Source organism: Tsukamurella sp. USMM236, from assembly GCF_037148755.1.
Classification (GTDB): Bacteria; Actinomycetota; Actinomycetes; order Mycobacteriales; family Mycobacteriaceae; genus Tsukamurella.
Window position 1 is genome coordinate 200,091 of sequence record NZ_JBBCSS010000004.1, and the last position, 12,754, is coordinate 212,844.

The 12,754-nt window shown below is 73.1% G+C and carries 13 protein-coding genes; 4 read left to right on the forward strand and 9 right to left on the reverse strand.

What is annotated here, in order from left to right:
* Nucleotides 1-30: 30 nt before the first annotated feature.
* From WFK95_RS15060 to WFK95_RS15070, 3 genes are all read left to right on the forward strand, one after another.
* Nucleotides 31-669: a dTMP kinase gene (locus WFK95_RS15060; RefSeq protein WP_336671158.1), complete on the forward strand. Its 639-nt coding sequence runs from the start codon at nt 31-33 to the stop codon at nt 667-669.
* A 100-nt stretch (nt 670-769) separates the two neighbouring features.
* A complete protein-coding gene (locus tag WFK95_RS15065) occupies nt 770-2,107 on the forward strand; it encodes a lytic transglycosylase domain-containing protein (protein WP_336671159.1) in 1,338 nt (445 codons plus the stop codon).
* Nucleotides 2,108-2,152: 45 nt separating this feature from the next.
* Entirely contained in the window at nt 2,153-3,289 is a 1,137-nt protein-coding gene (locus tag WFK95_RS15070) for an Mrp/NBP35 family ATP-binding protein (protein ID WP_224647194.1), read from the forward strand.
* A gap of 197 nt (nt 3,290-3,486) precedes the next feature.
* Here WFK95_RS15070 and WFK95_RS15075 read toward each other — a convergent pair whose 3' ends face one another.
* The 5 genes from WFK95_RS15075 to sigE form a co-directional block, all read right to left on the reverse strand.
* Nucleotides 3,487-4,011 carry a hypothetical protein gene (locus WFK95_RS15075; RefSeq protein ID WP_336671160.1) on the reverse strand — a complete coding sequence of 175 codons (525 nt, stop codon included), beginning with the start codon at nt 4,009-4,011 and terminating at the stop codon, nt 3,487-3,489.
* Nucleotides 4,012-4,649: 638 nt separating this feature from the next.
* Nucleotides 4,650-5,141, reverse strand: coding sequence for a Sec-independent protein translocase protein TatB (gene tatB, locus WFK95_RS15080; RefSeq protein WP_224647197.1), 492 nt, complete (start codon nt 5,139-5,141; stop codon nt 4,650-4,652).
* A gap of 60 nt (nt 5,142-5,201) precedes the next feature.
* The gene (locus tag WFK95_RS15085; RefSeq protein ID WP_224647198.1) at nt 5,202-6,677 is read right to left on the reverse strand and encodes a S1C family serine protease; all 1,476 of its coding nucleotides are present in this window, start codon (nt 6,675-6,677) and stop codon (nt 5,202-5,204) included.
* 10 nt (nt 6,678-6,687) lie between these two features.
* Entirely contained in the window at nt 6,688-7,068 is a 381-nt protein-coding gene (locus WFK95_RS15090) for an RNA polymerase subunit sigma-70 (RefSeq protein WP_224647200.1), read from the reverse strand.
* Between the two features lie 118 nt (nt 7,069-7,186).
* Entirely contained in the window at nt 7,187-7,840 is a 654-nt protein-coding gene (gene sigE, locus WFK95_RS15095) for an RNA polymerase sigma factor SigE (RefSeq protein ID WP_224647201.1), read from the reverse strand.
* Nucleotides 7,841-8,082: 242 nt separating this feature from the next.
* Here sigE and WFK95_RS15100 point away from each other — a divergent pair, with 242 nt between their 5' ends.
* Complete coding sequence (locus WFK95_RS15100; RefSeq protein WP_224647203.1) at nt 8,083-8,736, forward strand: O-methyltransferase; 654 nt, start codon at nt 8,083-8,085, stop codon at nt 8,734-8,736.
* Nucleotides 8,737-8,917: 181 nt separating this feature from the next.
* Here the strand turns inward: WFK95_RS15100 and WFK95_RS15105 are convergent, their stop codons facing one another.
* The 4 genes from WFK95_RS15105 to rfbD are packed head-to-tail and all read right to left on the reverse strand — an operon-like array spanning nt 8,918 to nt 12,644.
* Complete coding sequence (locus WFK95_RS15105) at nt 8,918-9,724, reverse strand: SGNH/GDSL hydrolase family protein (protein WP_224647204.1); 807 nt, start codon at nt 9,722-9,724, stop codon at nt 8,918-8,920.
* An 8-nt stretch (nt 9,725-9,732) separates the two neighbouring features.
* Nucleotides 9,733-10,836, reverse strand: a complete 1,104-nt coding sequence (locus WFK95_RS15110) for a sugar phosphate nucleotidyltransferase (protein ID WP_224647205.1) — start codon at nt 10,834-10,836, stop codon at nt 9,733-9,735.
* Nucleotides 10,836-11,738 (reverse strand): glycosyltransferase family 2 protein, encoded by a 903-nt coding sequence (locus WFK95_RS15115; protein ID WP_224647207.1) that lies wholly within the window; start codon nt 11,736-11,738, stop codon nt 10,836-10,838. Before WFK95_RS15115 ends, WFK95_RS15110 begins: the two co-directional genes overlap by 1 nt.
* Nucleotides 11,739-11,747: 9 nt before the next feature.
* The gene (rfbD, locus tag WFK95_RS15120) at nt 11,748-12,644 is read right to left on the reverse strand and encodes a dTDP-4-dehydrorhamnose reductase (protein WP_336671161.1); all 897 of its coding nucleotides are present in this window, start codon (nt 12,642-12,644) and stop codon (nt 11,748-11,750) included.
* Nucleotides 12,645-12,754 lie beyond the last annotated feature (110 nt).

Genomic DNA, 12,754 nt, shown 5'->3' on the forward strand with positions numbered 1-12,754 from the left:
CTGCTCTTACGACACCTTACGATCCTCTCCATGGGACGACTCGTCGCGATCGAAGGCCTCGACGGGGCCGGCAAGAACACGCTCACCCGGGCCGTCACGGCGCGGCTGCAGGCGTCGGGCCGGAAGGTGACCGCGCTCGCCTTCCCCCGCTACGGCACGCAGTTCGCGGACCTCGCCGCCGAGGCGCTGCGCGGCGGCAACGGCGACGTCGCCGAGTCCGTGTACGGCATGGGCCTGCTGTTCGCCTTCGACCGGCAGGCCGCGGCGCCCGACATCCGGGCCGCCCTCGCCGCGCACGACGTGGTGCTGCTGGACCGGTACGCCGCCTCCTCGGCCGCGTACAGCGCGGCCCGCCTGGGCGAGGGCGCCGACGGTGCCGTGGCCGGCTGGGTGCGCGAGCTCGAGTTCGGCCGGTTCGGGCTCCCGGTGCCGGACCTGCAGGTGTACCTCGACGTGCCGGTGACCGTCGCGGCCGAGCGCGCACGGTCGCGCGAGGCGAGCGACGCGGCGCGCGAGCGCGACGCCTACGAGCGGGACGGCGACCTGCAGGCCCGCACCGGCGCGGTCTACACCGGGCTGGCGGCGGCGGACTGGGTGTCGCCGTGGCGCGTGCACGGCGTGGACGACGCCCCGGAGCTGCTGGCCGACACGATCGCGGCCCTTTCCTGAAGAACAGGCCTGTTATTCACTGAAGTCCCACCCGCAACGGTGCTGTGGCGCAGTAACGTGCGCCACGAAACTGACTCGTCAGTAACCGGGAGGGACGACCGTGCGCATCCTCGGGGCCACCGCCGCGGCAGGCGCCGCCGCGCTGCTGCTCGGCGTCGCGGGAGCCGACACCACCGCGTCCCAGGCCCCGGCCGTCCACCGCTCGCCCGGGCCCGAGCTGGTCGCCCAGGCCGCGATCGGCCTCGCCGAGCTGCGCCCGCCGGCACCGTCGGATGCCCCGGCCGCGCCCGCGGCGCGGCACGTGCCGATCCCGCCGCGCCCCGAGGCCGTCAACGTCGCACCCGGGCCGCTCGGCATCCCCGGCGCCGCCTTCGCCGCCTACCGCGGCGCCGCCGACCGGATGGCCCTCGAGGCGCCCGGCTGCGGGATCGAGTGGAACCTGGTCGCGGCGATCGGCCGCATCGAGTCGGGGCATGCGGACGGCGGCAACGTCGACGCCGCGGGCAACACCCTCACCCCGATCCAGGGTCCCGTGCTCGACGGCTCGCTCGCGGGCAACGCCGTGATCCGCGACGGCGCCGGCTTCGCCCGCGCGCTCGGCCCGATGCAGTTCCTCACCACCACCTGGGCGCTGTTCGGCGGCGACAACTCCGGCGACGGGAACGCCGACGTCAACAACGTCCGCGACGCCGCCTACGGCGCCGCCCGCTACCTCTGCTCCAGCGCGACAGGGCTGCAGGACGAGGCCGCCCAGCGGGTCGCCGTGTTCGCCTACAACCAGTCGAACTCCTACGTCGACAACGTCGTGGCCTGGTCGAAGGCCTACCGCGACCGGGCGATCCCCGTCGGCGGCATCCCCGACATGGCGGCCCCCGTCGCGCCGCCGACGCAGCTGCCCAAGCCGCTTCCGCCCGGCACCGTGGTGATCGTCGGCTGCGGGACGCCCGACGGTGCGCCGGCGCCGTCCGGATCGGTGGCGCCGGGCCCGTCCGGATCGACGGTGCCGTCCGCCGGGCCCGGGAAGCCCGCAGCGGCCGCGACCTCCGCCAGGCCCGGACCCGCGACGACGACCCCCGCCAAGCCCTCCGCGAAGCCTTCCGGGCCGGCGAAGCCCTCCGGGCCGGCGTCGGGTGCGCAGCGCGGGCCCGACGGCGCTCCGCTCGCGACCACGGTGACCCGATGCGCGACCCCGCCGCCCAGCGGCCCGAGCACGCCCGGCGCACCGTCGGGCCCGTCCCGGCCGATGCCGCCCGGCGCCTCCGTCCCCGCCGGTCCCGCCGGCCCCGGCGGCGCGCTGGCGATCCCGTCGGGCGGACCGTCGACCGCCCGCCCGGCGCCGCCCTCCGCGGCCCGTCCCGCGGTTCCCTCGGCGCGCCCCGCCCCGTCGAGCGGGCCCGCGCCGTCGTCCTCGCCGACGGTGCCCCGTCCCCCGCGGTAAGGCGGATTTCTCGCGCCCGGGCCTGCGGATACGATGGAGGGCGTTATGAGTGCGGTTACGGAAGACGCGATCCGGTCGGCCCTGGCCACCGTGAACGACCCCGAGATCGGCAAGCCGATCACCGACCTGGGGATGGTGAAGTCGGTCGCGGTGCAGGCCGATTCGTCGATCGACGTCGAGGTGTACCTGACCACCTCCGCCTGCCCGATGCGCACGCAGATCGTCGACCGCGTGCGGGCGGCCGTCGCCGACGTGCCGGGCACCGGCGAGGTGCGCGTCGAGCTGGACGTGATGAACGACGAGCAGCGCGCGGAACTGCGCAAGACGGTGCGCGGCGACAAGGCCGAGCCCGTGATCCCGTTCGCCCAGCCCGGCTCGCTGACCCGCGTGTACGCGGTCGCGTCGGGCAAGGGCGGCGTGGGCAAGAGCTCCGTGACGGTGAACCTCGCGGCGTCGCTGGCCGCACGAGGGTTGTCCGTGGGCGTGCTCGACGCCGACATCTACGGCCACTCCGTGCCGCGCATGATGGGCACGGACGCGCGGCCCACCCAGGTCGATTCGATGATCATGCCGCCGCAGGCGCACGGCGTGAAGGTGATCTCGGTGGCCATGTTCACCACCGGCAACACCCCGGTCGTGTGGCGCGGGCCGATGCTGCACCGCGCGCTGCAGCAGTTCCTCGCCGACGTCTTCTGGGGCGACCTCGACGTGCTGCTCCTCGACCTGCCGCCCGGCACCGGCGACGTCGCGATCTCCATCGCGCAGCTCATCCCCGGTGCGGAGATCCTCGTGGTCACGACCCCGCAGACCGCGGCCGCCGAGGTCGCCGAGCGGGCCGGCGCCATCGCGCTGCAGACCCGCCAGCGCGTGGCCGGCGTCATCGAGAACATGTCCGGGCTGACGCTGCCCGACGGCACCGTCCTCGACGTCTTCGGCTCCGGCGGCGGCGAGCAGGTCGCGGCGCGGCTCACCCGCGCCGTGGGCGCCGACGTGCCCCTGCTCGGCCAGATCCCGCTGGACCCGCAACTGCGCGAGGCCGGCGACTCCGGGACCCCGGTGGTGCTCTCCGCGCCGGACTCCCCCACCGGCTCCGCCCTGCGCGCCATCGCCGACAAGCTCGCCGTCCGCAAGCGCGGCCTGGCCGGCATGTCGCTGGGGATCGACACCACCCGCCACCTCTAACCCGACGGTCTGCGGTCCGCTCGCGCCGCGGAGATCGAAGCCGCGGGTGGCGATCCGCCCCTTGATGCTGCCGCAGGTAGCGATCCGCCCATCCGCTGCCGAAACTCGCGTGCGCTGCCGATCCGCGGCAGCGTCCGTTGATATCAGCAGCGCGGCAGCGAGTACCGGCAGCGTGCGCCGAAGTCGGCAGCGCACGATCACGCGGCCGACGGGATGATCCCGTTGCGCGCCATCGCGGGGAGGAGCAAGCGACGCAGGCCGTCGTTCGCGTTGAGCACTCGCCAACGCCAACGGACCACCTCGATCCCCGCGTCCGCGAACAGCTCGTGGCGACGCTTCTCCTCGGCCATCGCGGCGTCCACGTCCGCGGGCTCGTCGCCGTATTTGCCGCGGCCGTCGAACTCGCCGGTCATCGCGCCCCAGTCGAAATCGGCGTAGAAGAGCTCGTCGCCGAGGATGCGCGGCACCTGCAGGCGCGGCATCGGGAGGCGGGCCGACAGCATCTGCATGCGCGACAGCGACTCACCGGCCGATTCGCTGCACTCCACGGACAAGGCGAGCGCCCGGCGGGCGAGCGCCGCACCCCGGCAGCGGCCCAGCATCGCGATGCAGTCCTCCAACTGCGCCAGCGGCACCGGGGCCGGTTCCTCCGGTTGCCCGAACCGCGGTACCAGACGAACCGCGTCGAAGGCGACGACTGCGCGCTCGAGTCCGCCGGTCATGGCCGCATCCACCGCCGTGCGACACCGGGTGGTCACGCACACGCCGTCGCGGATCATCGTGTGCTCCGCGGGCAACGGCCGCGCGTGCACGTGCAGATTGCGTCGTCGGTACCCACCGCTCGTGCGGTCGATCGTGAAATGGACGTACCTCCGCTCGGGCCGGAGGAAGGGAATTCCGTGGAGGGCCGCAGCGCTTTCGTGACTGACCACACCGTCGCAGGTCAATGCGGTCGCTCGCACCCGATCGCGGTCCCTCACCCAGACCGGTGCGTCGTCGTCGCGCACGCCGTAGACACCGTGCGCGAGCCGCTGGATCTCTTCCTCGGAGGCACGCGCGATCCGCGTGTCACTCCACCCCATCGCCGTGAGCTGTCGCCGTGTCCAGATCTCCCCCATGCGGACCATTGAACCCGGGTGACTCCGCCCGGCTGACGCCCGTGACCGAGTTATCCACAACTTCAGCGTTATCCACAGGCCGCCCCGCACCCGTCGGGACGAGCAACGTCGCCGCTGCCGCGAACGAGCTTGAAAGCTGCCGAAACTCGTCAGCGCTGCCGGTAGTCGGCAGCGTTCGCAGATGTCGGCAGCGCGGCCCTGAACTCGGCGGGAATTCGCGGGCCACCGGAGGTTCGGACGCGCTACGTCGCGTCGACGTCGAAGGGCGGGCGCTCCTCGGGGGCCAGCGGCTTGTGCATCCGCGGCATGGTGGGCATCGGGCCGGCCGGGACCTCGGGCAGCGCCTTCTCCAACGAGGCGACGGGCGCGACGGGGGCGACGGGCGCGGCCGCGTCGACCGCCTTGCGCAGGTTCAGCGCATCAGCGGTGGAGCGCACCTGATCGCTCATCTCGCGGATCACGGAGTCGTCGCCGTTCAGGAGGTGCTTGGTGACGATCGCCGTCGGCGTCATGCCGCGCAGGTTCTGGATCTGCTGCAGGGGCTCGCGGATCGCATCGAAATCGCCGCCCATCTCGTCCTTGAGCTGCTGCGTCGCGCCGGTGGCGTAGTCGCGCACCTGCCGCAGCGCCGTGAAGAACCAGTTGACCGCGCCCGGGAGTCGCTCCGGCCCCAGGATCACCAGACCCACGACGACCAGCATGAGGATCTCCCCCATACCGAGATTCGAGAACACCCCGCCATGCTACGGGAAGCTCAGGAGCTCACGCACCTCGCGGCGGCCCGGCCCGGCCCCTCAGCTCAGCGGTTCGGGCGTGACCTTGATCGGGACCTGCCGGCCGTCGCGGGCGACGGTCACCGTCGTCTCCTTGCCGACGCCGACGGCGCGGATCGCGACGATCACGTCGGCGGCCTCGGCGACCTCGGTGTCGCCGACCTTGGTGATGACGTCGCCCTCGCGGATGCCGGCCTTCTCGGCGGCGCCGCCCTTCTTCACGTTCTCGACGCGCACGCCGGACGCAGCCTCGTTGCTCACCTCGCGGCCGTTGATGCCGAGGTCGGCGTGGACCACCTTCTGGCCGCGGATGATCGACTCGGCGATCGGCCACGCGACGTTCGACGCGATGGCGAAGTTCAGGCCGATCGACCCGGCGCCGCCCGGGGACAGCCCGAGCGTGTTGATACCGATCTGCCGCCCCTGCAGGTCCAGCAGCGGGCCGCCGGAGTTGCCGGGGTTGATGGCGGCGTCGGTCTGCACGGAGTCGAAGGTCGCGGGCGGGTTCGGGCCGCTCGCGGGCCCCTGCACCGGACGGTGCGTCGCGGACACGACGCCGGAGGTGACGGTGCGCCGTAGCCCCAGCGGCGAGCCGATGGCGACGACCTGCTGGCCGGCCGCGAGCTCCCCGGAGTCGCCGCGGGCGATCTGCTGCAGCCCGTCGACGGAGACCTTGACGACGGCCACGTCGGTGTACGGGTCGGTCCCGACGAGCTGCGCCGGGGTGCGGGTGCCGTTGAAGAAGACGACCTCGATCTTGGCGTCCTTGTTGGTGGACGCGGTCTCGACGACGTGGTTGTTGGTCATGATGTAGCCGCGCTCGGCGTCGATCACGGAGCCGGAGCCCGTCTCGCCGGACGTCTTGGTGCGCACCTCGATGGTCACGACGCTCGGCCCGACCTTGCCGACCATGGAGGCCACGGCGCCCGCGTCGGCCGGCGGGCCCTGCGCCGCCGGCAGCGAGGCCCGCGAGTCGGTGAGCTTCTCGATCGTGGTGCCGGTGATCCGGCCGATGGCGCCGCCGAGCAGGCCGATGACCAGCGCCAGCACGCCGAGGACCGCGAGTGCGCGGATCGACACGCGCCGCCCGAAGAGGACGTCGCGGACGCCGAGCTGCTCCGGATCCGGCTGCGGGACCGCCCGCGGCGGCGCCGTGACGCCGGGCTCGCCGATCCCGGCGAGCGAGTCGGTGTCGCGCCACGGATCCTCGGGCTCGGGCTCCGGCTCGGGCACGAGCGGACCCGCGTACGGGTCGCGCTGCAGCGCCTCGGGGGCGCCCGGAGGGCGGGAGAAGGCCTCGGTGAGCACCGGGTCGGGGGCGGCGGCCTGCGGCTGCGGCCCGCGGGCGGTGGTGGCGCTGCGGACGGACTCGGGCGCGAAGGCACCGTCGACCCCGTCCGGCCTGCCGAAGACGACCTGCTCCCCCTCGGACACCGAGGGACGGTACGTGGGGCGCGGCTCCAGGCGCGGACGCCGAGTGTCGGGTTCGGAGGTCACGGAGTCGAATCTACCGAGCGTTCCGCCGCCGGCCGCGCTTGTTGCGCTCGTCGCGTCGCGAGGCCTCGGGCGTGAACGTCGGGAAACCGTCGAACGGCGGACGACCCGTGTGGCAATCGGTGGGGATCTGGGACAGCTGGCCCAGCAGCCGGTGCGGCACGGTGATCTCGCCGGACTCGCGCAGCGCGGTGCGGACCTGCCGCTGCGCGTCGACCTCCGCCGCGCACACGGCGCACTGGGAGATGTGGGTCCCGGCGCGCAGGTGCGCGTTCATCCGCAGCTCGCCGTCGACGAACGCGACGACCGCCTCGTAGGCGAGGTGCTCGGTGGACGAGAACTCGCCCGGGCGACGCGAGAAGGCGCGCTTGATACTGCCACTGAGGTGCTCCACGCGCTCCCCTCCTCTGCTCGGTCCGATGGCGTACTGCGGATCTACCGCCACAGTACCTGCACTCCTTCACACAACGAGCCGAGTCGCTCGGGAGTTCCCGACGGTGCCGGGCGCGCGCTCAGTAGGCGAGCGCGGCGCTGCTGGTCAGACCCTGATTCGCCAGGGCCTCACGGATGGATTTGCGCCCGCGATGGATGCGCGAACGGACCGTGCCGAGCTTCACGCCCAGGGTGGCCGCGACCTCCTCGTACGAGAGGCCCTCGATGTCGGCGAGGACGACGGCGGCGCGGAACTCCGGCGCCAGCGCGTCGAGCGCGTTCTGCAGCTGCGGGCCGAGGTTGGCGTCCGCGTAGATCTGGCCGGGGTCCGGGTCGGACGACGGTACGCGCTCGTAGTCCTCCGGCAGCGCCTCCATGCGGATGCGGTTGCGGCGGCGGACCATGTCCAGGAACAGGTTCGTGGTGATGCGGTGCAGCCAGCCCTCGAAGGTGCCGGGCTCGTAGTTCTGCAGGCTGCGGAAGACGCGGATGAAGGTCTCCTGCGTGAGGTCCTCGGCGTCCTGCGCGTTGCCGGAGAGGCGGTAGGCCAGGCGGTACACGCGGTCGGCGTGCTCGCGGACGAGCTCGTCCCAGGTGGGCATGTCAGCACGGTCGCCCGACGCATCGAATGCGGCGGTACCCGCGGGTTCGGCGGCGCGCTCGTCGTCGAACGTCGCGTACGCAGCCTGGGGCTGCGGCTCCTGCCGGGGTCCGGCCTTGCGGGCCAGGGCCATGCGCTCCTCCTCGTGCCTCCGCCGGACGGCGGGGCGCTCTTACTACTGCAGAACTCCCGGAGTGACCGTTTTGTTCCCACGATCGGCAATTCCAGGTCGGGCGTTCTTCACTGTCCGATACCTTTCCCTGCCGCGGTGTGGGAGCGCTGATTCCTCCCTGAGTGTTGCCTGTGCATACATCGCCTTTGCTAACGATCGCGTCACGGCGGGGTGACCGGTGGGCGACGGGCTACGATTGCGGCGTGTCCAACTCCGCCGCATCCGCCCTCGTCACGTACGCCGAGAACGCCATCGTCGAGGACGAGGCGATGTCCTCCGCCCGCGAGCGGGCCGCCGACCTGGGCGTCGACGCCGTCTCCCCGTCCGTGGGCGCGCTGCTGTCGGTGCTGGCCGCGGCGGGCGGCGCGAAGTCCGTGGTCGAGGTCGGGACGGGCGCCGGCATCAGCGGCCTGTGGCTGCTCTCCGGCATGCGCCCCGATTCGGTGCTGACCACGATCGACTCGGAGCAGGAGTTCCAGGCCGCCGCGAAGATCGGCTTCCAGCAGGCCGGCATCGCCGCGAACCGCACGCGCCTCATCAACGGCCACGCACTCGACGTGCTCCCCCGGCTCGCCGACGCCGCCTACGACCTCATCTTCATCGACGGCGAGCCCGTCGACCACCCGCGCTACGTCGTCGACGCGGTGCGCCTCCTCCGCCCCGGCGGGGTCGTGGTGGTCAACCTCGGCGACGCGGGCTACCGCATCCCCGATCCGGAGGCCTACGACGACGAGGCCTTCGCCGCCCGCGAGGCCACCCGCATCATCGCCGCCGACGAGAACCTGCTCCCCGTCATCCTCCCCCTGGGCGGCGGCCTCATCGCCGCCGCGAAGGCCTTCGTCCCCCCGGAGCAGTAGTCCGGCCCCGTTCCCCGGTCCGACGGTCCGCGGCGCCCGCCCCACGGCGGGTCCCATCGCCCGTTCCTAGCGGTTTCGGCGGCGCTCACCTGCGATTTCCCCGCCGAAACCGCAGGGAACCGTGACGCCTCGGTGGATACCGGATCTGTCACCCCATGGTCACGATGACATAGCCGACGGGTCAGGACAGCTCGCCCGCCGCCTCCGGCTCGCCGGCGTCCACCCCGACGGGCCGCAGCAGCGTCGGGTACTTCGGCGGCAGGCCGTCGCCGGTGGAGATGCCGCGCACCCGGCGCGAGATCCACGGGTAGGCGAACTCGCGCCGCCACTTCCGCTTGATCTCGCGGTCCTCGGCGGGCGTGATCACGGGCTCGGGCCCCAGGTCGGGGACCTCCAGCGCATGCGGCACGCCCAGCACGTCGAGCACCTCGATCGCCATCCGCAGGTGCCCGGGCTGCGACATGTGGATGCGGTCGAACTCCCACATCCGCAGGTCGCGATACTCCTTCATCCGCCAGTAGTCGAGCAGCAGCAGCCCCCGGTCGGCGGCGATCTCGCGGACCAGCTCGTTGTAGATCGCGAAGCGGCCGCGGAGCGCGCCGAAGATCCCGCTGCCGTGGGTGTCCGCGGCGGTCCACACCACCACCGTCGCGCCGGAGTCCACGAGCCGCGACAGCAGCGCATCGTAGGCGGAGACCACCGCATCCACGTCCACCGACGGTCGGATCAGGTCGTTCGCCCCGGCGTACACCGTCACCAGATCCGGCGCCAACTCCAGGCACGGCTCCAGCTGTTCGTCGACGATCTGGTCCATCTTCTTGCCGCGGATCGCCAGGTTCGCGTACCCGAAATCCGCGGAGCGCGACGCCAGCACCTCGGCGACCCGGTCGGACCAGCCCCGGTACTCGTGGGTCCCCGTCGGATCGGGGTCGCCGACCCCCTCGGTGAACGAGTCCCCGATCGCCACGTACCGCAGGAAGTCAGTCACCGGAGCCCCTATACGTCCGTCGAGAACCGCACGCCGCCGTCGGGCAGCTCGACGCCGGGCCAGACCCGCGCGCCGTGCAGCAGCTCGCAGCGGGCGCCGACGGAGGCACCGTCGCCGATGACGGCCTCGCGGATGCGGGCCCGCGGCCCGATGTGCGCGCCGAAGCCGATGATCGACCGCTCGACGATCGCGCCGGCCTCGATCCGCACCCCGTCGAAGACGACGGCGCCGTCGAGCCGGGCGCCCGCGCCGATCTCCGCGCCGCGCCCCACGACGGACCCGCCGATCACCAGCGCGCCGGGCGCCACGGAGGCGCCGGGGTGGATGAGGCACTCGCCGCGACCGCCGTCGAGGGCGGCCGACGGGGCGATGCCGCGGACCAGGTCCGAGCTGCCGGCGACGAAGTCCTCGGGCGTGCCCATGTCGCGCCAGTAGCCGTAGTCGACGTGGCCGTAGAGGCGGCTGCCGCCGTTGAGCAGGGCCGGGAAGACCTCGCGCTCGACCGACACCGGCCGGCCCGCGGGGATCTCCTCGATCACCGAGCGCTTGAAGACGTAGCAGCCGGCGTTGATCTGGTCGGTCGGCGGATCCTGCGTCTTCTCGAGGAACGCGGTGACCCGGCCGGTGGCGTCCGTCGGCACGCAGCCGAAGGCGCGGGGATCGGGCACGCGCACGAGGTGCATCGTGACGTCGGCGTCCTTCTCGCGGTGCGTCTGCACGACGGCGCGGATGTCGGAGCCGCCGAGCACGTCGCCGTTGAAGACCAGCACGGTGTCGGCCTTCAGCGCGGGCAGCACGTTGCGGATGCCGCCGCCGGTTCCCAGCGGCTCGCTCTCCACCACGTACGAGAGCTCGAGTCCCAGCTCGGTGCCGTCGCCGAAGTACTCCTCGAAGACCTCCGCCTTGAACGAGGTGCCCAGCACCACGCGACGGATGCCCGCGTCGCGGATGCGCGAGAGCAGGTGGGTGAGGAAGGGCTTGCCCGCCGTGGGCAGCATCGGCTTCGGCGCCGACAGGGTGAGCGGACGCAGGCGAGTGCCCTTGCCGCCCACCAGGATCACGGCCTCCACGTCGCTGAGGTCCACACCGGCGTCCTGATCCACCGAGGTCATCATTCCCCTTTTCGTCTCCGCGTCGCCGCGAGAACACTGATCCGCGAGCGCGCGGCCAGCCCCACCTTCATCGCCGCGCGCAGGGGCGCGGCCGCCGGACCGGGGTGCCGGTCGGCGAAGAACCGGTACGCGGAGGCGTGGTGCGCCGGGAGCATGAGCTCCGGCACCTTCCCGGCCGCGTGGCCCTTGGCGTGCACGATCTCCGCCGTCGGGACGTAGACGTTGCTCCAGCCGGCGCGGGCGAGCCGGTCCCCGAAGTCCACGTCCTCCATGTACATGAAGTAGCGGTCGTCGAAGCCGCCGATCTCCGCGAAGGCCTCCGGCCGCACCAGCAGGCAGGAACCGCTGAGCCACCCGGCCTCGCGCTCGGCCACCTCGGCCTGCGACTGCTGGTAGGCCCGCGTCCACGGGTTCGACTTCCAGACGGCGCCGAGCAGCGCGTGCCCGATCCCGAACCGCATGCTGGGCACGTTCCGCGCCGAGGGGTAGACAGTGCCGTCGGGGTCGCGGATCAGGGGGCCCAGGGACCCGGCGCGCGGGTGCCGCGCGGCCGCCTCGATGAGGGCGTCGATCGAGCCCGGGCCGAAGACCACGTCCGGGTTGCTGATCAGCAGGAAGTCGGGGAACGCGGCGTCATCGGCGCGCAGGCGGGCCACGGCGTAGTTGATCGCGCCGCCGTACCCCAGGTTCGCGCCGGTACGCAGCAGATCGGCCTCGGGATGGGCGGCCTCGGCGGCCTCGGGGGAACCGTCGACGGAGCCGTTGTCGGCCATCAGCACCCGCGGGGCGACCCCGGAGAAGGCACCGTCGATGCTGGTCAGGAAGTTCTCGAGGTGTTCACCCGGCGAATAGGTGACGGTGACCACGGCGAGCGTGGGCAGCGCATTGTCGGTTCCGGGCACGCGGCCAGGCTACCGGGCGGGGTTTGCGGGCGCGTCCAGCGCCCGGTCGAGCGCGTCGCGCCAGTCCGGCAGCGGCGTCAGCCCCCACGCGACCCAGGAGGCCGGAGAGAGCACCGAGTACGCGGGGCGCGGCGCCGGGCGGGGGAACTCCGACGTGCCGCACGGCGACACCCGCGCGGGATCGGCCCCGGCCCGTTCGAAGACCCCGCGGGCCACGTCGAACCAGGTGGCGGTGCCGCCGCCGGCGGCGTGCAGCACCGCGCCGGGCCGCTCCGGCTCCGCGCCGAGGAGCACCGCGAGGTCGAGGAGTCCCGCGGCCAGGTCCGGGGCGTAGGTCGGCGAGCCGGTCTGGTCGTCAACGACCGTCGGGTCGACGCCGTCGTCGGCGAGCCGCCCCATCGTCCCGACGAAGTCCCGCGCCCAGGCACCGTCGGCCCCGCGCCCCGTGTACACCCAGGCGGTCCGCACCACGACGGTCCGCGGGTCGGCGGCGGCCCCGTTCCGCTCCCCGTCGAGCTTGGTGAGCCCGTAGACGCTCGCGGGTCCCGTGGGGTCGCCCGTCTCCCACGGCCGCGGCGGCACGGGCGCAGGGCCGAAGACGTAGTCGGTCGAGACGTGCACGAGCCGCGCGCCGGTGGCGGCGCACCGCTCGGCGAGCAGCCCCGGGGCGATCGCGTTGAGGGCCGTGGCGGCGCCCGGCTCGGTCTCCGCGGCGTCCACCGCGGTGTGCGCCGCGCAGTTGATCAGCACCGTCGACGGGCCCAGCGCGAGCTCGGCGACGGACTGTGGCGAAGTCACGTCGAGGTCTCCGCGGCCCAGGGCGCGGGTCGCGATTCCCCGCGACGCGGCGCCCGCGACCAGCGCCGACCCCACCTGTCCGGCCGCGCCGGTGATCACCAGTTCCACACCGCGAACGGTACGGGACGGCCGCGTCTGCGGAGTCTTCACATGTCGAGTCGGTACCGTTATGGAGATGTGACCAACCGGGCCGGAGCAGATGGCCCGGTCCCGAACGA